Genomic DNA, 21,085 nt, shown 5'->3' on the forward strand with positions numbered 1-21,085 from the left:
GCGCTGAATATAGTTGGAGATCAGCTTATCGGACTTTGACCGCCTGAGGTCATCGGACTGAACGAGCTTAAGAATGCGTTTCGACACGTCGCCCCTCTCTTCGAAAACCCGCCCGTCCCAAGACGGGCGGGGATCAACCGCATTCACTGGGCCGTCTTAACTCGCGTCCATACCCGGTCCACCTGACGCAGGGCCGGACCCAGATCCTCGAATATCTGGAGACGATTCATTGTCTCGGCCGGCGGGTTGATTTCCTTGCTATTCTTGATCTTTTCAACCGTCAATTGCCGCGCGGGCATATTGGCCGTGCCGTTGGTCTGCTGCGAGACGTTGAGGGCTACGACTTCCGGACGTGTGTAGAACTGGAGGAACTTGATGGCGTTTTCCTTGTTCGGCGCGCTCTTCAAAACACAGACATCCTCCTGGTACATGGTCGCGCCCTCCTCTGGTATCACGTAGCCGAGGTCCTTTTCGTTTCCGAAAACGTCGATCATGGCACCGACAAAGTATTGGCTGGCAGCGATCTCGCCGGATTGCACCATGGGCCGCGCGTCGTAGGTGAAAGCCGCAACGTCGGGCTTCATGGCGATGATCGTGTCGGCCGCCTGTTGGAGCTCGGCCGGGTCAGTCGAGTTGATCTTGTGACCGTTGAGGATCAGGCCGACGGCCATCACCTCGCGCATGTCGTCGAGCAGGGTGAATTTCAGTCCCTTGGCCTTCACCGTCTCGATCAGATCCTTCCAGCCGGTGACGTCCTTGCCGAGGATCTTGCGGTTATAGAAAATGCCAACCGAGCCCCAGGCATAGGGCAGACAATACTCGCCGTTCGGGTCGCTCTTGGCCCGCAGGAACAAGGGATCGATATTCTTGAATCCCTCGTACTTGTTGATGTCAGTCTTCTCCAGAAGATCTAGCTTGGCCATGATGTCCTGCATGTGCACGGACGGAAAGATAACGTCGTAACCTGACGCGCCGCCCTGGATCTTGGCCAACATTTCCTCGTTGGAGGAATAGGTCGAGAGCTTGACCTTGATCTGGGTTTCCTCCTCGAACTTCTTCAGGACCTCCGGATTGATGTATTCGCCCCAATTGTAGATGTTGAGTTCGGCAGCACCCGCCATGCCTGTCGCCCCCAGAAGCGTGGCGAGCAAAAAGGCGGTTCGGCGCGTCCAGGCGCGAAAACCGGATAGACCGGCGTCATGTGATTTGAGCATCGGCAGTCTCCTCTGATGGTTCGGCCCCTCGTGGCCAGGCGCTTTTTTGCGCCATCTTTCCCGTCCCGGCTTCTTTCGACCGTTGACTTGGATGAACAAATGGTATCCACATATCGAAATCGCACAAGCGTTATTTTAGTAACATTTTTGGGGGCGACGATGCGAGAATCCATAGTCCGCCTTGAGGAGGCGGCGAAGGCCTTCGCTACGCCTGAAGGCCAGACCATCGTCGCGCTCGACGGCATCGATCTCGATGTCCGGCGTAACGAATTCCTGACGCTGCTGGGGCCATCGGGGTGTGGAAAAACCACTCTTCTGCAGGCGATCAGCGGCCTTGTGGAACTCGATTCCGGCCGCATCCTGATCGATGGCGATAACATGACCGACCGGCCGCCCTATCGCCGTCCAGTCAACACTGTGTTCCAGAACTACGCGCTCTTCCCGCATATGACCGTGGGGGGAAACACCGGATATGCCCTGGAAGTCGCTGGCGTCGCTAGGCCCGAACGAGCAAAGCGTGTAGCCGAAGCGCTTGCCATGGTCGGCCTAGAGGGGCTCGAAAACCGCAAGCCGCGCCAGCTTTCCGGCGGCCAGCAGCAGCGCGTGGCGCTTGCCCGCGCTATCATCGCCCGCCCGAAACTTCTCCTGCTCGACGAGCCGCTGTCGGCCCTCGACAAGAACCTGCGTCAGGCCATGCAGATCGAATTGAAGACGCTGCAGAACGAGCTCGGCATCTCCTTTATCTTCGTCACGCATGACCAGCAGGAAGCGCTGACCATGTCGGATCGCGTCGCCGTGCTCTCGGGCGGGCGTATCCAGCAACTCGATACGCCGCGCGCCATTTACGACCAGCCGAAGAATGGCTTCGTCGCCACCTTCGTCGGCGCCAGCAACCTTTTCGCGGGCGAAGCCGGCGGCGGCCAGCTGGTGACGCCGGATGGCATCGCCATTTCGCACGGCCGGCCCGGCGCCACCGGCGCGGTGACAGCGCTCATCCGCCCGGAACAGTTCTTCCTCGCGGAGGCCGGCAACGACGCGCCGGGCCTCGATATCGATCTCGAGCAGATCGTCTTCGTCGGCTCGACCTTCGAACTCTTCGGCCGCACGGCGACGGGCCGACGCGTCATCGCGGAAATCCCGGCGGCGCGTCGCAAACTCGTCGGCGAGGTCGAGCAGACGCGCCATGCCCGCCTCGCCTACGATCCGGCGGCCGTGCATCTCATTCCGGCGGAGGCCGCCTGACATGTCGTCGATCGCCTTTCGCCGCCGCGCCCAGCTTGCCGTCCTGCTCGGACCTGTCTCGCTGTTCCTGGCAGTCTTCTTCCTCGGCCCGCTCTCCATCATGATCGTGACGAGCTTCCTCGCGCCCGGCCTCTATGGCGGCGTGGAATGGAGCTGGTATCCGCATAATTACGGCCGCATTCTCGGCTTTGCCGATCCGATGTTCGAGGATTTCGACCCGGTCTACATAGCAATCTTCCTGCGCTCGATCCGGATCGCCGCGCTGACCGTGATCGCAACGCTCCTCGTCTGCTATCCGGCCGCCTTCTGCATCAGCCGCCTTTCCGAGCGCTGGAAGAATTTCTGCCTCTTCCTCATCACGCTCCCCTTCTTCGCCAGCCTCATCGTGCGGCTCTTCGTCTGGGTGCTCATCCTGCGCCAGACCGGCCTTGCCAACGACGTGCTCCTGAAGACCGGCCTCATAGCCCAGCCGCTCGATCTCATCTATACGGAAGGCGCGATCATCCTTGGCATGGTCTATGTCTTTATTCCCTTCATGTTCATGCCGGTCTATGCGAGCGTCGAAAAACTCGACTGGACCTTGGTACGCGCCTCACTCGATCTCGGCGCGGGGCCGATCCGCACCTTCTGGCGCATCATCCTGCCGCTAACGGCGCCCGGCATTGCCGGTGGGGCGGTCATCGTCTTCATTCCCGCGCTCGGCAACTTCATCGTCCCGACCATTCTCGGCGGCGCGAAGGTGATGATGCTCGGCAATCTCATCGAGCAGCAATTCCTTGCCGCGCGCAACTGGCCCTTCGGCTCGGCGCTCGCGATGATGGTGATGAGCGTGATGCTGGTGCTGCTCTTCGTCTCCGTGGTCGTTTCCGGCCGCCACGGCCTAAACGCGACCGGGCGCTAGGAGGATGCCCATGAAGATTTTCGCCATCCTCGGCCGCGGCAGCCTCCTTGCCTATACCGCCCTGTTCTTCGCCTTCATCTATATCCCGCTGGCGCTGATCGCGGTGTATTCGTTCAACGCGAACCCGGTCAACATGATGACCTGGACCGGCTTCACCACCGACTGGTATGTCCAGGTCCTCGGCTTCAAGACGAAGATTTCGGAAAACGCGCTCTATCTGGAATCCACCGACCAGCTCGTGCAGGCTGTATGGAACAGCCTGCAGATCGCCGCTTCCACCACCGCCATCGCCACCGTGCTCGGCACCGCCATGGCAATCGCGCTCTACCGCTTCGACTTCGTCGGCCGGCGCTTCTACCGCGTCGTCATGTTCATGCCGATGCTGATGCCGGATATCGTGCTCGGCATCGCGCTGCTGATCTTCTTCGTCAATGCCGGCATCAATCTCGGCATCGGCACGATCATCATCGGCCAGTGCACCTTCCTGACTTCCTATGTCTTCATAGTCGTCACCGCCCGGCTCGCCGGAATGGACCGCACGCTGGAGCAAGCCTCAGCCGATCTCGGAGCGAACGAATGGACGACCTTTCGCAGGGTGGTCTTCCCGCAGCTCCTGCCGGGCCTGCTCGGCGGCGCGCTGCTCGCCTTCATCATTTCGATGGACGACCTCGTGATCACCTATTTCATTGCTGGGGTCGATGTCACGACCCTGCCGATGTTCATCTTCGCCATGCTTCGGCGCGGCATCAAACCGGAGATCAACGCCATCGCCGTGATGATGCTGACCTTCTCCTTCATCATTGCCTCCCTCGGCCTCTATCTTCGCTCCCGGCAGAAGTGACCATGAACAAAAAAACAAAGCCCCGTGCCCGCGATCTCGGCCTCCCCTTCACCGGCCGCACCGGCCCCCTCAACGCCATCACCGATGTCGAAGGCATCGCCGTGGGCTTCCAGACAATCCAGGAAGAAACCCCGCGCCCCGGCAGGAAGCTGCCGGTCCGCACCGGCGTCACCGCCATCCTGCCGCATAGCGACTGCGAAACGCCCGTGCCAGTTTATGCCGGCGTGCACCGTTTTAACGGCAATGGCGAAATGACCGGCACACATTGGATCGAGGACGGCGGCACCTTCCTCGGTCCGGTCATGATCACCAACACCCACGGCGTCGGCATCACCCATCATGCAACGATCCGCTGGATGCTGGAGCGCTACGCCTCGACCTACGATACTGGCGATTTCCTCTGGCTGATGCCCGTCATCGCCGAAACTTATGACGGGGTGCTCAGCGACATCAACGGCATGCCGGTTACCGAAGCCGATGCCCGCGCCGCACTGGAAAACCTTTCCCGAGGCCCCGTATCGGAAGGCAACTGCGGCGGCGGCACCGGCATGATTACCTACGGCTTCAAGGGTGGCACAGGAACCTCGTCGCGCAGTCTTACCTATGCCGGCAAGGATTACACGATTGGCACGCTCGTGCAGGCCAATCACGGCCAGCGCGACTGGTTGACGGTCTGCGGCGTGCCAGTCGGAAAGCACTTGCAGGACAATACACCGCAAAGCCAGCTGAAGGAACGCGGCTCCATCATCGTCATCATCGCCACCGATCTGCCGCTCGCCCCGCATCAGCTGAAGCGTCTCGCCCGCCGCGCTGCCATCGGCATCGGTCGCAACGGCACACCGGGCGGTAACAATTCCGGCGACATATTCCTCGCCTTCTCCACCGCCAACCCCCAGCCGATGGCGCACCGCGCGCCCGAAATACTTTCCCTGGAGATACTTAACGACCAGCATCTGGACGCCGCCTACGTGGCTGCGGTTGACAGCGTCGAAGAAGCCGTGGTGAACGCCATGATTGCCGCTGAGGACTCAGGCGGCACGCCACATGACCGCTTCCGCATCGATGCCCTGCCGCACGATGCGCTCTTGAGTGTGCTCCGAGATCATGGGCTGCTCGGGGTATAGTCCATCCGGTATCACTAACAGAGTTGTCTCATCTTGTGCGGCTACCACGCTCAAGAAAGCCGCCAAGACCCATGTCGAGTGGCGCTCAATTCGTCTGGCCACCGATTTTCACGTCCTGCTCGGCGAGATGGCCGATAGCCCTATCCTGCTCAAGTTTTTGCGCGAGATCGTCTGTCGCTGCGGGCTGACGCTGGCCATGTATTCGCGGCCGCATTCCGCCGAATGCGGCATCAACGAATATCTCGATCTGGTCGACGCCCTGGCTGCCGCCGACGAGAAGACGGCCACCAAGCTGATGATGCGCCATCTGGAAACATCGCCCAGCCTCGCAGATCAAGCCTTCCTCCCGCCCAAGGCCGTGGCCGAGGCCATCGCCCATTATCGCGAAACCCTTGGGGGTGTGCTAGCTGAAATGGTGCCGAACCCTGCCGGCCCGCTTTCGCAACGCATTTGGCTGAAGCAGACATTCGGCAAAACTCCCAAAGCGGCACAGCCCTAGACGGCCACCCGACACCTTCCTCAATTCGTTGAGTAGGCAGGCTCCATTCCCATGCTCAGAACCTCACCGCGAGGTTTGCCGTGAAACCGTTTTCCTGTGCGCCGGAGGCGAACTGGCCGATATAGGACAGGCCGAAGGTCGCGTCGGGCGTCAGCTCGAGGTCGAGTCCGGCCTCGATCACCGCACTGTTTCTGGCGATCGGCACGCCGGCGATGGTGAAGGCGTCACCGGCCAAGAACGCCTGCGTTGCCGTCGGCGTGGTGTCGCCGAAGGCATGCCGCCAGCCGAGCATGCCGCGCAGCGTGGCTTCAACCGTGCCGAGGCCAAGATTGTGCTCGGCACGCAGGCCCAGCGTGGTGAAGGTGGCGTCGGTCGTGTCGCTGCGGCCGGACAGCGCCGCCGCACCGCCATTTTCGGTAAAGCCATCGGTATGCAGGCTGACATGGGCGAGATTGGCGAAGGGCTCGAACCGGACCGCTCCGTCCTCTATGCCATAACCGAACTCGCCGAACGCCTGGAAGGTACCGGCATGGTAATYGACACCGAGGCTCTCGGCGATGCCTGGGATGGCGACAGAACGGCGGGTGGAGAGATCGTTCCACGTATAGGCAAGGCCGCTCCTGAAGGCCAAATTGCCCCATTGCGTGCCGCCATAGAGACCGAGATGGTAGTTGTCGCTCGATCCGGACGAGAAGCGGTCCTCCACATCGAAACGGGAATGGCTGTAGCCCGCCATGACGCCGAGGCGCCAGTCGCCAACCAGGCCATCGGTGCCGATCAGCAGGCCGCCGGTGGACCCCTTGAGGCTGGCGGCATTGCCGTCGCCTTCGATCGTGTCCCATGAACCGAAGCCGTAGCTCCAGAACACGGGGCCGGCTTCATCGGGGGCGACCGCCACGGGTGTGTCGCCCGGTCCATAAGCAAGCACCGGCGCATGTGAGGCGCCCGGCGCGGCGAAGGCGGCACGCAGACGGTCGTCGATGGCGTTGCGCACGAAGCGGCTGTCCTCGATGAGCGCGGACTTGGCCGAGGCGTGGATCTCGCCCGACAGTGCATCGAAACTCTTGCGCACGATGTCCGGATCGACGGTCAGCGCGATCGAGCCCCAGACGGCATGGCTGCTCTCGAACGTATCGATGGCACCGCCAGTGGCGCTCTGGTTGCGGGTCTGCCCGACGCTGGCAAAGGCCAGATTGTTGCGCTGCAGTTCCAGCGTCACGTCGTTGCCGTCGCCACCGGCATAGTCGAGCAGGGCATCAAGGAAGAGCAGGTTTTTGGTCACCGGATCGACAAATGTTCCAGCTACGGCGCCGGCGCTGTGCTTTTCGAGGATAGTGAAGGGACCGTTGAAAACATTCCAGCTTGCCGCAGTCGTCGGGGACAGCACTAGGTCGAGGCTTGCACCGGCGATGTCGACAGATCCGGCAACGACAATCTTGTCGGCCTCGCTGGAGGTCGCCTCGATGCGCAGCGTGCCATGGTTGACGTAATCACCAAGCACATGCTGGACTCCTATGGAGTTGCCCGGCGCATGCACCGCGCCCGCCGCAATGGTGACGATCGAGCCGGTCGAACCAAGATTGCCGGTGCCACCGAGCAGGCCGCCCGACTGGATGGTGAGTGAACCACCAAGCGTACCAGTCCCGTTCTGGCCAACGATCAGTCGCCCACCCGTGACGGCGGTTGAGCCGCCAAAGGCTGAACTGTCGCCCGTCAGCACCACAACACCCGACCCAGCCTTGGCGAAGGCGCCCGATCCGGAGAGGATACCGGCATAGGTTCCGCTGCCGGCCTGGTCAAAGGTGAAGGATGCGCCGCTGCCGATAGCCGCATTGCCAACGAAGCGATCCGTTGCCGAAACCAACCCGCCGGCCTCGATCGTCCAGTTGAGTGACGATGTGCCAGCAAGTGTCAAAATACCCGTACCGCGCTTGGTCATGACACCGTTGGTGCCGCCCTGGCCCCCTACATCGCCCAGGAAGCTGGCATTGGCTGTCTGGTCGAATACGACCGTTCCAGCATTGCCCAGATCGCCCTTGATCGAGGCCACATTGCCGATCAGCGTACCGGCCGCTACAGCGGTGTTGCCGATGTAGCTGTTGGCGCCCATCAGCACCAGTGTGCCGCCACCCGTCTTCACCAGATCGCCGCTACCGGAGATCACGCCGCTAAAGGTGGCGGTGGTGCCTGCGCTGGAACTGAGCGCGCCCCCCTGGCTGCCCAGCACGATGCTGCGGGCCGATATCAGCGTGGTGGTGGTTTGCAGCGTGCCGCCATCGAGTGTGAGCGCGGCGGAAGATGCGCCCAGCGCGTCATCTTGGGCAATGGCCAAGGTACCTTGCCGAACCGTCCACGGTGTCACCGCTGCGGTGGTGCCCGTCAGCGTCCAGGTGCTCGAGCCGGTCTTGTCGAAACCGGTGAAGCCCCGATATTGCTGCCCGGCGCCGATCTGGCTGGCGTTGAATGTCCCGTTGGTCGCACCGCCAAGAGCCAGCACGTTGTTTGCGCCTCCGCCCGACACCACCACATCGCCCGTGATGGTCGAACTGCTCCAAAGTTCCAGCCGGTTGTTGCTGCCCGCGAGCGAAATGGCGTTCGCGCGCACCGCGCCATCACCGGAAAGGCCGCCGGCGATCGTGCCGGAATTGACGATGCTGATGGCGCCGGTCGTGGCCCCGATGACGCCGACGCCCCCGCTGCCGACATTCGAGCCGACGTTGACAGCGCCGCCGCCGCCGCCGGCAATCTGCCCCTCATTGTGGAGCGCCGCCGCCTTTCCGTCACGGAAAAGGATGCCAACGCCACCAGCGCCGGCATTGTAGACGGGATTGTTCGACGTTGCGCTACCGCCGCCGCCGCCGGTGATGGTCGCGGTGCTGGCATTGGCAATGTCACCGCCCCACGCCTCGATTCCGGCACCTGCATTGCCGCCAGTGACGTTGGCGCCGCCATTGCCGCCGGTGATGACGGCGTTGTTCTCGATCATGCCCTCATTGCTCAGCACACCGGCGCCGCCTAGGCCGCCGTCACCATTACTGCGGCCGCCACCAGCACCGCCGACGATGGTGCCCGCCCGATGCTCGAGCGCTCCGCCCCCGTAGAGGAACAGCCCGGCCCCGCCGTGGCCCCCATAGTAGCCATCGCCGCCAGCCCCGCCGGTCACCGCAGAGGTGCCACCGGCTCCTGCATTGATGGTGACCCGCCCACCGCCCAGCAACACCATCGCCGCTCCGCCGCCGCCCCCGCCACTTCCGGTCGCATGGTCACCACCTGCGCCGCCGGCCACATTATAGCCATGGGTCGTCACGGCAGCGTCCGGGGTCGTCAGCACCAGGCCGCCGCCGCCGCCGCCGCCGCCGCCGCCAAAGTAGGCACCGGCGACGCCAACAGCACCTGTGGCGCCCGCGTCAGCGGCGCCGAGATCGACCGTCGGCAACGCATTGATATTGCCAGCGCCACCACCGCCGCCGTCACCGCCATCGCCGGGAAAACTAATATGGCCCCCGCCAGCGCCGCCGCCGCCGCCGCCGCTGCTGACATTGTTGGGTGAAGGTGCCTGACCGCCAGCGCCACCATTGCCGTGGCTGTTGCTCGTACCGGAGCTGCCATCCTGTGCCGTTCCATCCGGCACTTGCGCCGCTGTGCCGCCATCGCCACCTTCGTTGTCGACGACGGAGCCGAAAGCGCCCCCACCGCCACCACCGGCAAGGCCGCCGGCGCCACCAGCACCGCTATACCGAGAGTCAACTTTACCGCCACCACTACCACCACCCTGGGTGATCTGCTGAGCCGAGGCCACATCAGGACTCAGCGCCGTCCCGCTCCCAAGCATCAGACCGAGCAGAAGCGTCTCCGGAATATGCAGCGATCGCCGGCTAGGGCCAGATGCCGTCACTTGCCTCTCCGCCAATGCCAACCGCCCGCCCGGCTTGACGCCGTTCCCTGCTTTCGCTGCATCCGCGCTACGCCCGCCATTCACCATGCCCCGATCCCCAAGTTTTGCCTGCCCGCCGCATGCAGTCTGCGCAGGCGCCTGCACCATGTCCCTTGCCCAACCTGGGAGCACGGTCGCATGTCGTTTTTGATTGCCGTCCGAGGCAGCCATAACAGAACATTCTCGCACCAATATTTGGCCGAGATCTTTTGATGTCGTTTTCTGCGAATTTTTTCCTTACAAATGCCAGGACGTGTTTTTTTCTGTGTCATGCATGAWGACTATTGCTGGATATACTTTAGACGTGAACTGACCTGCCTATTGTCGCAGAACCYGAGGAACCAGCGCCCACGCTAGGTTCTGCCCCCGCCAATCCACCGGGAGAGCCATGCAATCCGTGCGCTATGCCGACCTGATGTTCCAACCCGACATGCTCTCCGCAACGAGAGATGACGGAACGGTCCTGCGGCTGACCCGGCAGGAGCGGGCCCTGATCCTGCAATTGAGCCGCCAGCCACACAAACTGGTTACCCGACCGCAATTGCTGGAAGGCCTGGGTGACCTCGCTGGAGCGCTCGGCGAACGCAATGTTGACTATCTGATCAACCGCCTGCGCAAGCGGCTGGGAGACAATGCCCGCGCTCCTCGTTTCATCGCGACCCAGTATGGCGAGGGCTATCTGTGGGTCGCCGATGCGGTCGCGGCCGAAGTCGTCTCGGCCTTCCTGCTTATCGGTCCTGCTTATGGTCTCGCACAGGACACGGGCCAACTCCGGTTGATCGTCGAGAGCCTCGCGAAGCATCTTGGATCTGCGCTTGGGGAACAGCGTAAGGTCCTATGCATGCCGCAGTGGCGGTTCGAGCAAGACGCGGCAGGAACCGTTGCCCATAGTCTGGAAGTGAGCCTGCTGACCGACGGCGGGCACGTTCATATGGCGCTGGTTCTCAGGGATGGCCGAACCAATATGTTGATTGCGCCCTTTCGGATCACCTTGTCAGGTCCGTCACATAGTGCGGATCTGGAAGCCTTCTCTCAATCTCTGGTCCAGTCGATCTGGACCCATGCGGCCTTGCCCGACGGCGAGCCCCCGGAGCCGACCGATCGGCCATTGCATTTGCGCTTGCACGACGCGGCCCGACTGGTCTCGCCTGGTTCCGAAAGCTGGCACCAGAATGCGCCCAGGCTCGAAGCGGCTCACGCAGCCAATCCCGATGATCCCACCATTGCCGTTCTGTGCGCGCTCAATCGCTATGCGCAGTTGATCCTGGCGCCGCTCATGCCGCGTACCCCGCCCCTCACGGATGCCGAATGGCTGTCCATCGAAGATGAGATTGAACGGCTGGCGCTGGGGGCGCTGCCGAAAGCCGAGGGCAAGCCCATGCTCCTCATGGGAATCGCAAAAGTTCTGCGCTTCCTCGACCGAGGCCATCTGCAACTGGCCTGCCGGCTCACCGACGAAGCCTTCCTCGCAAGCACTGCCTTTGCTGCTGCCTTTGCCATGAAGGGGCAAATCCACGCCAGTCAGGGCGATATCGAACGCGCGATCGAGCTCTACGACCGGGCCATCGAGCTCAGCGAGGCCGGATCGCAGTTCCATATCTATCTTCTGGTCATCAAGGGAACTGCCTTGCTTGCCGCGGATCGTCGCGGCGATGTCGCCCAACTGACTGCCGAGCTTCATACGCTTGACCCGGCCAGCCGGCTCAGGGTCGGCCTGTTCTTCCTGTCACCTAAGGCCCGCCTTGTCCCCGCGGTGCTCAAGCCGGTTCTGGCTGCTGTGACGATGGCCCAGGGGCAACGCATGCTCATGTATCTGTATAGGGTCTCTGCACGCCAGTTTGAGCGCCGGCACCACCAGAAGAACGTGTTGCTGGGACTGTCTATTCATCTCGTCAACATGCATGGCGAGCGTGTAATCCCGCCAGAACTGAAAAGACGCTTCCCGGATCTGGCTGTCAAACAAGGCAATGCACAAGCAGCATTCGATTGAGATGACCTAAATGTAATCTGGGTCCACTCGGTTGAATAGGCGAGATACGTCGCAGGTCTAACCTCGAGCGTCAACTTCGCGCTCGGCGATGTCTGCAACTGGGAAATGGCAAAGCCGCTCTCTACGACCGACATTGAGGGCGCATTGCTGACTGGCATTCCTGGGGCCGAAAGCTGCCTGTCCGGTTTCGGGGCGAGAATTAGATAAGCCGACATACAACAATGGTCGGATGACCAACGGGGCTCTCGACCGTTTCGGCAAGTGCCCTTTGCACCGAAGCAGTGCGTTCCTCTTCGGCGAGAACTCACATGCCGGTACCACCTAGGCAAGACATCCACAAAGTTATTGACTGACCAGTCAGTATGCGTAGTGTGGAAACCACACGGGCCATCGGGTCGGCGTTCCTTCCATTCACGTTGACCTATCGACCCTTCAATTTGCGCGCTTTCCTTCTTGGCACAAACCACGCCCCCCAACGATTGCACGGCCACAGCAAGCAAAGGTTTCAGAATGCAGCCAAATAACTTGCCCATTGCGAACGAGACCATACTTAGGCACCTGGTAGATGAGCTTATTCCAGGCGACGGTCGCTGGCCCTCAGCCTCCGACGTCGGCGTCCACGGTGTGGTATTGTTGCGCTTGTTTGGCGATCAACCCTCCCGCGCCATCGAACAATTGGCTGCAGCGCTCGATTCTGATTCAGACAGCCTACTGAACGCCGCTTCGGAACGCCGCATCTCGGCTGTTCGACAGTTTGAAGAGGCAAACCCTGTTCTATTCGAGAAAATCTACACCGCAGCGATACTCGCCTACTACGAGATGCCGGGCGTAGTGGAGGCGATCAGAGCCGGGGGGCGACCATACTCCACATTCCCCCATGCAGACGGATACCCCATGCCGGCCTTTGACCTTGAACGCGATACGCCGACCCACGGCCGTGGACGCTATCTGCGAACCGAAGACGTCGTGCCCCTGAACCTGTCGTCGATCGACCTTGGTTCAGCAACTACCGAACGTTGGGGGATGGAGCGATGAGCCGGCAGCGTATCTGCGACGTCCTGATCGTCGGCGCCGGTGCGACAGGGTCGCTCGCCGCACTCGTCTTCGCGAAGGCTGGACTCGACGTGGTCTGCCTGGAGCAAGGATCCTGGGTAAAGGCTGACGATCGGCCGCACGGACATGCAGACTGGTCTTGGCAGAGACGCAACAGATGGAACCCCGACGTCAACAAGCGCGACCACGCAGACGATTTTCCGGTCGAGTCCAACTCATCGCAGATTCTCATGTGGAACGCCGTTGGCGGGTCGACCAACGTTTATGGCGGGCTGTGGCCCCGCTACCGTCCGTCAGACTTCAGGAAGGGCATCGAACATGGCCTTCAGCCCGACTGGCCCATCACCTACGAGGACGTCTCCCCCTTCTATGAACTCGCGGATCAGGTCGTAGGCGTCTCGGGGCTGACAGGTGACCCTGCAATGCCACCGCGCGAGCGCTGCCCAACCCAACCGCTGCCTGTATCCGACGTCGCCCGGCGGCTTTCGGCCGGTTTTGACAAGCTTGATTGGCATTGGTGGCCCGTCGAGGCATCAGTCATCACGGAAGACTATGACGGTCGCCCTGCCTGCAACAATTGCGGCGTATGCAATGGCTGCCCTCGCGGTTCGATGAACGAATACGCGACATCGATCTGGCCCAAGGCATTGCGTGCGGGGTGTGAACTGCGAACCCATGCCCGCGTCCTCAAGATCGAGAAGGGAGCGGATGGCCGCGCGACCGGCGCCTACTACATAGATCGCGACTCCAACCAGGTTTTGTTCCAGAAGGCGCGGATTGTTGTCGTGGCAGCCAACGGCGTTGGAACGCCGCGCCTCCTGCTGGCCTCGGACAACTTGGCCAACGGCAACGACCAGGTCGGCCGCAACCTGCTGCACCACACGCTCGTGGCGTCCGAAATGTGGGTCGACCGCCCGGTCGACGGACACATGGGCTATGCCGCCTCGCTGATCAGTCGCGAATTCGCGGAAACCGACCTGTCGCGCGGCTTCGTGAACGGCTTCAACCTCAACTGCATCACTTCGACTCCATCTGCCGGGGAGTTGGCTACCGGATGGCTTTCGTCGGCCCATGCGCCCTGGGGATCAGGGCATCATCGATGGTTCGAAAATCATTTCGGCCATTCTATCGGCGTCTTTGCCATCGGCGATGATCTTCCCAATCCCGAAAATCGCGTCACGTTGGACACTCGGACGGATTCGGACGGAATGCCCGGAGCTAAGCTGCATTACGCGCCCGGTGAAAACGACAAGCGCATGATGAACTACATGCTGGATCGGCTGAAGGATCTCGCGCAGGCATGCGATGCCGTCGAGTATCGTCTGCAGGACTACCGCGATGCGAATGGGGTATACCGGACGCCCGCCTGGCATATGCTGGGCACATGCCGGATGGGCAAGGATCCGGAAACCTCCGTGGTGAACGGCTGGAACCAGAGTTGGGAGGTGCCCAACCTGTTCATCATCGACGGGAGCGTCCTTGCGACCGGCGGGACCGTGAATCCGACGCCGACGATATCCGCGCTGGCCCTACGGTCCGCGACCTACATACGCGACAACTTTGCCGCCTTGTCCAAGGCCACCAGCCTTCCGGCAATGGCATGATTGCTGAGCGGAGCGAGTGGTCTCTGCGACGCTCGCTCCGACTCAACTACAAGAACATTGGCCACATCCCTCGAAAGTGGCACACTCAGCCGGGACGCAGACCGGTTCCGTCCAGCGAACTCAGGTGATCCGACCGCGCGCTGCCACCGGCTCGGCCCGGACGTAATACTCTCCCCTGACGAGATGCACGCAATCGACCATGTTGCTGACGACACAAGCATGGTTGGGGATGATGCGCAGGAACTCCCCCACCGAAGGCATCAGCTCGCCGCCATATTCGATCCGTCCGTGCTCTTCGTTGAGAGAAGTGACTGAGCTGTCGGGGCGGTCCAGTACCATGCCATAGCCGCTCATGCCGAAGAGATCGGACGTCAGCACCTTCGTGCCGGCATCGACGATCGCTCGGCCTCGCGCGGGCGAACTGACGACGGTCGTCAGCACCGTCAGCGCGCAATCTTCCGGCCCGCAAGCACCAGCAGAGACAAGCGAGCGATCATTGTAAATGTAGCTGCCAGGCCTGTACTCGGTCAGGCTGGCGTGATGCTTCATTGCGTATAGGTCGGGGGTTCCGCCGCTCGACACGACTTCGGCTTCGATCCCCGCAGAACGAATGATTCGAGCAACACGCTCCAGCCATTCCCCGGCTGCATTGCCCTGGCCCGGAGCCGGGTAGGTCATCACGCCAGCGAAACGCAAGCCTGGGGAGCTGGAGATCTGCCGGGCCAGTTCGAGCGCATCCTCCGGGGTCAGGACGCCACACCGCTGCATGCCGGTATCGCATTCCACCAGGACGCCGAGTTCACTTTTTCCGTCCGCGAATGTACGCGCAAGGCCACCAACGACTTCGGCGCTGTCGGCAACCACCGAAAGGTGGCACCGCTCGGCGAGATGCCTGAGCCGCTCAAGCTTGCGATCGCCGACAATGTTGTAGGAAATGAGGATGTCATCGATTCCGGCATCGGCCATCACCTCGGCTTCGCCGATCTTCTGCGCCGTCACGCCAACAGCCCCCGCCGCCAGTTGTGCGTGCGCCAGTAGCGGCAATTTGTGCGTCTTTATGTGGGGCCGGAGTGTAACGCCGAGCTTGTCACACTGCTCCTGACAGCGACTGATATTCCGTTCGACGATATCGAGATCGATCAGCACCGCGGGCGTTTCGACGACGTCGCGCCAGCGCCGCGGACCGGCATCGGGCAGCATCAGGGGCTTTGCGGTCATTCTTTTCCGTCCAAGGATTTGACGTTGCGCAGATAGTCGAGAACCATTTCGGTCATATGCTGGAGACGCACCTCTTCCGCACCCTTCCCGTGCAGATCGCGATTGAAGACCACGCCGAGCGTCCAGCGATTGGCTAGGAAGAAATAGCCCAGGCCGACGATCGAGATATAAAGTTCGACGACATCGACATTCGACCGGAAAATGCCCTGCTCCTGACCGCGGCTGATCAACTCGCTCAGGCGCCGCGATAGCGGCGTGAACATGCTGCGGATGCTCGCCGATCGCTCAAGGTGCTGGGCCTTCATCAGGTTTTCGGAGTTCACCAGAACGATGAATTCCGGATGATCGACGAAGTACTGGTATGTGTGCGCGATGAGTTCGCGGATGCCAGCTTCCGGCTCGAACTCGTCCAGAACCAGGGCCTCGTTCTGCGAGCGAAGCTCCCGGTAGATATCTTCCAGGACGGCTACGAACAGATCATCTTTCGAACTGAAGTAGTGATAGAGAACACCCTTGCTCATGCCCGTGCGGATGGCGATCCGATCCGTGCGAGCACCATCGTAGCCGTTCTCGGCAAATTCCTCGCGAGCTGCTTCGATGATCATGAGCCTGGTACGCTCGGGGTCGCGCTTCTTGGCAGCCGGCTTTGCTTCGCTTTCAGAGTCGCGCTTGCGCTTTTCTACCACCGGATACGCTCCTTCGTGTCAGCTGCGAAGAGATGGAGGTTGGTCGGGTCGAAGACGAGCCCGACGTTCTCTCCTTGTATGAGATGCTGGCGGGTCCGGGACTGGACCGTCCATTTTCCGGAACCGACCGAAAGAATAACATTGGTCTCGCACCCGGTATGCTCGACGAGATCGACCGTACCGGTGAGTTTGGCGCCCTCGGGAGAAACAACTTCCAGGTGTTGTGGCCGCACCCCTGCTACAACCTCCTTGTGGGCCGACGGTGGTACATTGGCAAGGTTGATCGGACCTGAGCCGGCATGGAATTCGAGCGTGGCTGCTCCGTCTCCGGCCGCCAACGTTGCGTTGCCCAGGTTGATTGTCGGAGAGCCAAGAAACCCGGCGACGAAAACATTTGCCGGCTTGTCGAAAAGTTCGAGCGGCGTCCCCACCTGCTCGACCTTGCCCCGGTTCATCACCACAATGCGATCGGCCATGGTCATCGCCTCGATCTGGTCGTGCGTGACATAGATTGACGTGGCGCCCAACGACTTGTGCAATTGGCGGAGCTCGATGCGCATGTGGTGCCTGAGTTTCGCGTCGAGATTGCTCAGCGGTTCGTCGAACAGGAAAGCCCGCGGCTCTCGCACCATCGCCCTGCCCATCGCGACGCGCTGGCGCTGTCCTCCCGAAAGGGCACGCGGCTGCCGGTCGAGAAGCGCATCGAGATGCAGCGTGCTGGCAACTTCGGCAACAGAACGACCAATTTCGTCCTGGCTGGCGCCGCGCAGCTTCAGGGGAAAGCCGATGTTCTGCGCGGTCGTCATATGCGGATAAAGCGCATAGGTCTGAAACACCATCGCGAGATCACGTCTCTGCGGTCCGACGTCGTTAACGACCTCGCCGTCAATGGCGATGGTGCCTCCCGAGATGGATTCCAGTCCGGCGATCATCCGCAAAAGCGTAGACTTGCCGCATCCCGACGGACCGACCAGGACGACGAATTCGCGATCCTCGATTGCGATACTGACGTCGTCTATGATCGTAACCGCGCCATATTGCTTGCGAATATTGGTGAGATTAATCGAAGCCATTCAGCTCCTCCTACTTGACCCCACCAAGCGCCATTCCCCCAATGAGATAGCGCTGGATGGATGCAAAGACGATTGCGACAGGCACCGACGCAAGCAACGTCGCGGCCATGATGAGATGCCATTCAATTTGGTAGAGAGTGCCTGTCAGGAACGCGATCTGAACCGGCGCGGTCTGCTGGGTGACTTGACGCAACAGCGTCAGCGACATCGCGTATTCGTTCCAGGAATTGACGAAGGTGAAGATTGCCGTGACGACGATCCCGGGAAGGCATAGCGGCAGGAATACCCTGACGAAGGCGCTGAACCGGCCGGCGCCGTCGATCCACGCCGCCTCCTCGAGATCCTTCGGAATGGTCGCGAAATAGCTCTGCAGCATCCACACGGCAAATGCCATGAAGAAGGCGCTGTGGGCGATGACGACCGACAGCAGGCTGTTGACCAGGCCGAAATAGGCAAACATTCGAAACAGGCCGACAATCAGGACGATCGGCGAGATCATCTGGGTGATGAGAAGATAATTGGTCAGCGCGCCTTTGCCGGGAACTCTCATCCGGGTGAGCGCATAGGCGGCAGGTATGGCCACGGCCAACGACAGAACGGTCGCCCCGATACTGATCGCCAGCGAATTGGCCAATGCCCGTCCAAAACCTTTCTCGAAGATGAGTTCCGCGAAGTTGCCCAGATAGAGCTCTCGCGGCAACCACGTGCGATGGAAGGTGAATATTTCGTCCTTCTGCTTCAACGACGTCGACAGCATCGTCGCGTAGGGAAACAAAACTACCAGGAGGAACGGCGACAGGAGTGCCCAGCAAACAAGACTTTTCTTCGCCTTAGTCATCGTTTCGCGCTCCCTGTGCTTTGGTCAGAAACAGATAGACGATGGCAAACACCAGAAGAATGGCGAACATGACCATGGAGCCAGCTGCTGCATTGCCAAGTTTGCCGAACGCGAAAGCCTGCTTGTAGACGTAGGTGATCAGAATGTCGGTCCGGTTGGCGGGACCGCCGTTGGTCATGATCCAGATGATCGGGAAAGAATTGAAAACATAGATGACGTTGAGGACGAGCGCGATCTGCATGAACGGCCACAGCAGCGGCAGAGTGATATAGTAGAAGCTCTTGGTAGGCGCCGCTCCATCGATGGCGGAGGCCTCGTAAAGGGACTCCGGGATCGACGTCAGCCCACCGAGAAGAATGGTCACCGTAAAGGGCACCGACACCAGAATTCCGATCAGTATCTCGATGAGGAACGCCATTCTGGCGTCCGCCAACCACGGATAATTCTCGAATGGCAGGCCAAGTGCGGCCAGCGTCATGTTGAGCGTGCCGAAATCACCATTTACGACATAGCGCCAGACCACCGCCGTCATCGCAAGCGAGATAGCCCACGGCAGCAGCACGATCGTTCGGGCGATTGTCCGGCCGTAGAAATCCTCGTTGAGGATCAAGGCAATCGGTACCGAAACCAGAAGGGTTCCGCCTACCACGCAGACAGTCCAGATCACTGTCTGGCGTGCAGCCTGCAGAAAAACCGGGTCGGCGAACGCCTTGGCAAAGTTGGCAAGGCCAGAAAACTCGCGGACAACACCAGTGCGGCTCACGTCAAAGAGCGACATGCGGATCACGTCGAATATCGGATAGCCGATCACGGCGACCGAAAGCAGCAGACAAGGTGCAATCAGCATCAGCGCGAAGGCCGGCCCCGGCAGCCCCATCTTGCTCGACCGGCCGGCGCTTACGGCCCGTCTGGGAGCGGTCTTCTCAATTCCCGGCATACGCGCTTTACCTTTGAGGAAGGGTGGTGGCGTGGTCTTCACGCCACCTGAGTAGAATGGGATCGCTCGCAGGCGACGATTTCAGGACTTATTCTTCTTCGGCGAGAATCGCGTCCATCTTCTCGGCGGCCTGCTTGAGGCCCTCCTCGGCTGAAACCTCGCCCGCGTAAATCCTGGACAATTCGGTCTTGAGGCCATCGGCCATCTCTTCCCAGCGCGGGAACAGCGGCGCGAACTTTGCTATCGATCCCATTTCCAGAAACACTGACATCTTCGGGTTCTCGGTGAAGAAGGGTTCGGTCGCTTCCGCCTTCAGGACCGGTACGAAACCTTCGAGCTTGCCGAACTCAAGCCTGTTTTCCTTGTTGAAGATGAAYTCCAGAAACTTCATCGCCTGAGGCTTCACCTTCGAGGATTCAAGGACCGCGATGGTGTCAGTGACGCCATAGGTCGCCTCGGTCGTGGCAACCGGAATTCGGCTAATGCCGTACTCGACATCTTTGCCCTGTTCGGCGAGCTGCGCATTGAACCAGGGACCCGACAGGACCATGCCCATCTTTCCGGCGGCGAAGAGATTCTGCAGGTCCTCGCGGCTGGAACCGGTAACGCCCGGCTGGGTGACATTCGCCTTGATCATGCGCAGATAGTTGTTGGTCGCCGTCACCGCCTCAGGCGAGGCGAACCCGCTCTTGCCGTCCGGCCCCAGAATGCTGCCGCCATGGGTCCAGAGGCTGTAGAACCAATAACCTTCGGTATCCAGATCCCGGCCCTGAACGCCAATGCCATAGACTCCATCGCCCAGCGCATCGATCTTCTTGGCCGCCTCGAACGCCTCGTCCCAGGTTGCCGGCGGATTTGCGATCCCCGCCTGTTCGAGAAGCTTCTTGTTGTAGAACAGACCCCGTACCGATGCCGCAATCGGCAGTCCCCACGTATGGTCGCCCTGCTTCTGAAGGTCGAGATAGGTCGGCACAAAGCTATCGGCGAAGCCGGGCGACATCAGCCCCTCGATCGGGGCAAGGGCCCCGTCCTTGGCAAATCCCGCCATCCAGCGCGTCGCCATATGCGAGACATCAGGCGCCGTACCGGCTGAAATGTCGCTCACCAGCTGCTGCTGCATCTCCGGCCAGGGCAGATGCTCGATCTTAACCTCGATGTCAGGATTGGCTGCATTGAACTTTTCCGCCAGCCCCTGGAAAAACGGACCCGTCTTTGTGCTGTATTCCGCAACTCTGACCCGAACTGTTTCCTTGGCCCAAGCGCTGCCAGAGTGCAGCAACGCTGCTGCGGTGGCCGTACCAACAATCAACGCGGCCAAAAACTTCTTGCCCATAAGTACCTCCCAAATGGTGCTGCAGATGTCGAATGACGCAGCCATCTGGAATGAAAATGGTGTCGTTGTCAATATTGACTGACCAGTCAGTATGTGCTTTTTTGCTGACAGATCGCTGACCCATTTGAACGGCCCGAGCCCACCTACAGGTGCCGCAAAGGCCCCCACCGGAGACGAACTCGCCAATGTCACGACGGACAATTCTACAGGGCGGCCACGTCTTGGCCTTCGGCGACACACCGGGCGCCATTGCCGACGTCGCCATCGCCGACGGTCGCATTGCCGCCATCGGCACCGACCTGTCGCGCCCGGACGATATTGTCGTCGATGCGCGAGGCGCAATCGTCCTGCCGGCGCTGACCGACATCCACACGCATATCTACTGGGGCGCAACCTCGCTGGGAGTGCGGCCCGAACTGGTTGCGCATCGATCCGCGACCGGAACGTTTGTTGACGCTGGTTCGGCCGGAGCAGGAAACTTTGAAGGCCTGAAAACCTTCATCTTCGAACCCCTTCCCTTCCATGCATTTGCCTTCCTCAACGTCTCGTTTCCTGGAATCTTCGGCTTCTCCAAGCGCGTGATGGTCGGTGAATGCTG

Annotated in this window: 16 protein-coding genes and 1 pseudogene; 9 read left to right on the forward strand and 8 right to left on the reverse strand. The window is 61.0% G+C overall.

Annotated features, from left to right (window positions below):
• Window positions 1-143: 143 nt before the first annotated feature.
• Window positions 144-1,214 (reverse strand): polyamine ABC transporter substrate-binding protein, encoded by a 1,071-nt coding sequence (locus tag AC1DWF_RS19660; RefSeq protein ID WP_476789403.1) that lies wholly within the window; start codon window positions 1,212-1,214, stop codon window positions 144-146.
• A gap of 159 nt (window positions 1,215-1,373) precedes the next feature.
• Between AC1DWF_RS19660 and AC1DWF_RS19665 the strand changes: the two genes are divergently transcribed.
• Genes AC1DWF_RS19665 through AC1DWF_RS19685 form a run of 5 tightly spaced genes read left to right on the forward strand, consistent with a single transcriptional unit; the run spans window position 1,374 to window position 5,821 of the window.
• On the forward strand, window positions 1,374-2,456 hold the full coding sequence (locus tag AC1DWF_RS19665) for an ABC transporter ATP-binding protein (RefSeq protein WP_476786897.1): 1,083 nt from the start codon (window positions 1,374-1,376) through the stop codon (window positions 2,454-2,456).
• A 1-nt stretch (window position 2,457) separates the two neighbouring features.
• Complete coding sequence (locus AC1DWF_RS19670) at window positions 2,458-3,357, forward strand: ABC transporter permease (RefSeq protein ID WP_476786896.1); 900 nt, start codon at window positions 2,458-2,460, stop codon at window positions 3,355-3,357.
• Window positions 3,358-3,367: 10 nt separating this feature from the next.
• Window positions 3,368-4,198, forward strand: coding sequence for an ABC transporter permease (locus AC1DWF_RS19675; protein WP_476804495.1), 831 nt, complete (start codon window positions 3,368-3,370; stop codon window positions 4,196-4,198).
• 2 nt (window positions 4,199-4,200) lie between these two features.
• Window positions 4,201-5,322, forward strand: coding sequence for a DmpA family aminopeptidase (locus tag AC1DWF_RS19680; protein WP_476787092.1), 1,122 nt, complete (start codon window positions 4,201-4,203; stop codon window positions 5,320-5,322).
• Complete coding sequence (locus tag AC1DWF_RS19685) at window positions 5,303-5,821, forward strand: FCD domain-containing protein (protein WP_476789331.1); 519 nt, start codon at window positions 5,303-5,305, stop codon at window positions 5,819-5,821. The genes AC1DWF_RS19680 and AC1DWF_RS19685 overlap by 20 nt, the downstream gene beginning before the upstream one ends.
• A 55-nt stretch (window positions 5,822-5,876) precedes the next feature.
• Here the strand turns inward: AC1DWF_RS19685 and AC1DWF_RS19690 are convergent, their stop codons facing one another.
• Window positions 5,877-9,716, reverse strand: a complete 3,840-nt coding sequence (locus AC1DWF_RS19690; RefSeq protein ID WP_476841958.1) for an autotransporter domain-containing protein — start codon at window positions 9,714-9,716, stop codon at window positions 5,877-5,879.
• Window positions 9,717-10,143: 427 nt separating this feature from the next.
• Here AC1DWF_RS19690 and AC1DWF_RS19695 point away from each other — a divergent pair, with 427 nt between their 5' ends.
• From AC1DWF_RS19695 to AC1DWF_RS19705, 3 genes are all read left to right on the forward strand, one after another.
• A complete protein-coding gene (locus AC1DWF_RS19695) occupies window positions 10,144-11,745 on the forward strand; it encodes a winged helix-turn-helix domain-containing protein (RefSeq protein ID WP_476789324.1) in 1,602 nt (533 codons plus the stop codon).
• Between the two features lie 510 nt (window positions 11,746-12,255).
• Window positions 12,256-12,780 carry a hypothetical protein gene (locus AC1DWF_RS19700; protein WP_476789325.1) on the forward strand — a complete coding sequence of 175 codons (525 nt, stop codon included), beginning with the start codon at window positions 12,256-12,258 and terminating at the stop codon, window positions 12,778-12,780.
• A complete protein-coding gene (locus tag AC1DWF_RS19705; RefSeq protein ID WP_476789326.1) occupies window positions 12,777-14,402 on the forward strand; it encodes a GMC family oxidoreductase in 1,626 nt (541 codons plus the stop codon). The genes AC1DWF_RS19700 and AC1DWF_RS19705 overlap by 4 nt, the downstream gene beginning before the upstream one ends.
• 120 nt (window positions 14,403-14,522) lie before the next feature.
• On the opposite strand, the gene AC1DWF_RS19710 is transcribed toward AC1DWF_RS19705, so the two are convergent.
• The 6 genes from AC1DWF_RS19710 to AC1DWF_RS19735 all read right to left on the reverse strand — a co-directional run bounded on the left by AC1DWF_RS19710 (window position 14,523) and on the right by AC1DWF_RS19735 (window position 20,487).
• Window positions 14,523-15,620: a D-TA family PLP-dependent enzyme gene (locus AC1DWF_RS19710; RefSeq protein WP_476785430.1), complete on the reverse strand. Its 1,098-nt coding sequence runs from the start codon at window positions 15,618-15,620 to the stop codon at window positions 14,523-14,525.
• Entirely contained in the window at window positions 15,617-16,306 is a 690-nt protein-coding gene (locus tag AC1DWF_RS19715) for a TetR family transcriptional regulator (protein ID WP_476789327.1), read from the reverse strand. The genes AC1DWF_RS19710 and AC1DWF_RS19715 overlap by 4 nt, the downstream gene beginning before the upstream one ends.
• On the reverse strand, window positions 16,300-17,379 hold the full coding sequence (locus tag AC1DWF_RS19720) for an ABC transporter ATP-binding protein (RefSeq protein ID WP_476785432.1): 1,080 nt from the start codon (window positions 17,377-17,379) through the stop codon (window positions 16,300-16,302). Before AC1DWF_RS19720 ends, AC1DWF_RS19715 begins: the two co-directional genes overlap by 7 nt.
• A 10-nt stretch (window positions 17,380-17,389) precedes the next feature.
• On the reverse strand, window positions 17,390-18,217 hold the full coding sequence (locus tag AC1DWF_RS19725) for a carbohydrate ABC transporter permease (RefSeq protein WP_476789328.1): 828 nt from the start codon (window positions 18,215-18,217) through the stop codon (window positions 17,390-17,392).
• Complete coding sequence (locus tag AC1DWF_RS19730; protein ID WP_476789332.1) at window positions 18,210-19,094, reverse strand: carbohydrate ABC transporter permease; 885 nt, start codon at window positions 19,092-19,094, stop codon at window positions 18,210-18,212. The genes AC1DWF_RS19725 and AC1DWF_RS19730 overlap by 8 nt, the downstream gene beginning before the upstream one ends.
• A gap of 148 nt (window positions 19,095-19,242) precedes the next feature.
• Entirely contained in the window at window positions 19,243-20,487 is a 1,245-nt protein-coding gene (locus AC1DWF_RS19735) for an ABC transporter substrate-binding protein (RefSeq protein WP_476785256.1), read from the reverse strand.
• 185 nt (window positions 20,488-20,672) lie between these two features.
• Here AC1DWF_RS19735 and AC1DWF_RS19740 point away from each other — a divergent pair.
• A pseudogene (locus tag AC1DWF_RS19740) lies at window positions 20,673-21,085 on the forward strand (amidohydrolase/deacetylase family metallohydrolase); the annotation flags it as partial.

This window comes from Aminobacter sp. P4_D5, assembly GCF_056401815.1.

Excerpts from the sequence above, each read along its gene's own strand:
- AC1DWF_RS19685 (WP_476789331.1), top strand. The coding sequence starts at position 5,303 with ATGGGCTGCTCGGGGTATAGTCCATCCGGTATCACTAACAGAGTTGTC.
- AC1DWF_RS19680 (WP_476787092.1), top strand. The coding sequence starts at position 4,201 with ATGAACAAAAAAACAAAGCCCCGTGCCCGCGATCTCGGCCTCCCCTTC.
- AC1DWF_RS19675 (WP_476804495.1), top strand. The coding sequence starts at position 3,368 with ATGAAGATTTTCGCCATCCTCGGCCGCGGCAGCCTCCTTGCCTATACC.
- AC1DWF_RS19725 (WP_476789328.1), bottom strand. The coding sequence starts at position 18,217 with ATGACTAAGGCGAAGAAAAGTCTTGTTTGCTGGGCACTCCTGTCGCCG.
- AC1DWF_RS19665 (WP_476786897.1), top strand. The coding sequence starts at position 1,374 with ATGCGAGAATCCATAGTCCGCCTTGAGGAGGCGGCGAAGGCCTTCGCT.
- AC1DWF_RS19700 (WP_476789325.1), top strand. The coding sequence starts at position 12,256 with ATGCAGCCAAATAACTTGCCCATTGCGAACGAGACCATACTTAGGCAC.
- AC1DWF_RS19730 (WP_476789332.1), bottom strand. The coding sequence starts at position 19,094 with ATGGGGCTGCCGGGGCCGGCCTTCGCGCTGATGCTGATTGCACCTTGT.
- AC1DWF_RS19710 (WP_476785430.1), bottom strand. The coding sequence starts at position 15,620 with ATGACCGCAAAGCCCCTGATGCTGCCCGATGCCGGTCCGCGGCGCTGG.
- AC1DWF_RS19705 (WP_476789326.1), top strand. The coding sequence starts at position 12,777 with ATGAGCCGGCAGCGTATCTGCGACGTCCTGATCGTCGGCGCCGGTGCG.
- AC1DWF_RS19720 (WP_476785432.1), bottom strand. The coding sequence starts at position 17,379 with ATGGCTTCGATTAATCTCACCAATATTCGCAAGCAATATGGCGCGGTT.
- AC1DWF_RS19670 (WP_476786896.1), top strand. The coding sequence starts at position 2,458 with ATGTCGTCGATCGCCTTTCGCCGCCGCGCCCAGCTTGCCGTCCTGCTC.
- AC1DWF_RS19660 (WP_476789403.1), bottom strand. The coding sequence starts at position 1,214 with ATGCTCAAATCACATGACGCCGGTCTATCCGGTTTTCGCGCCTGGACG.
- AC1DWF_RS19695 (WP_476789324.1), top strand. The coding sequence starts at position 10,144 with ATGCAATCCGTGCGCTATGCCGACCTGATGTTCCAACCCGACATGCTC.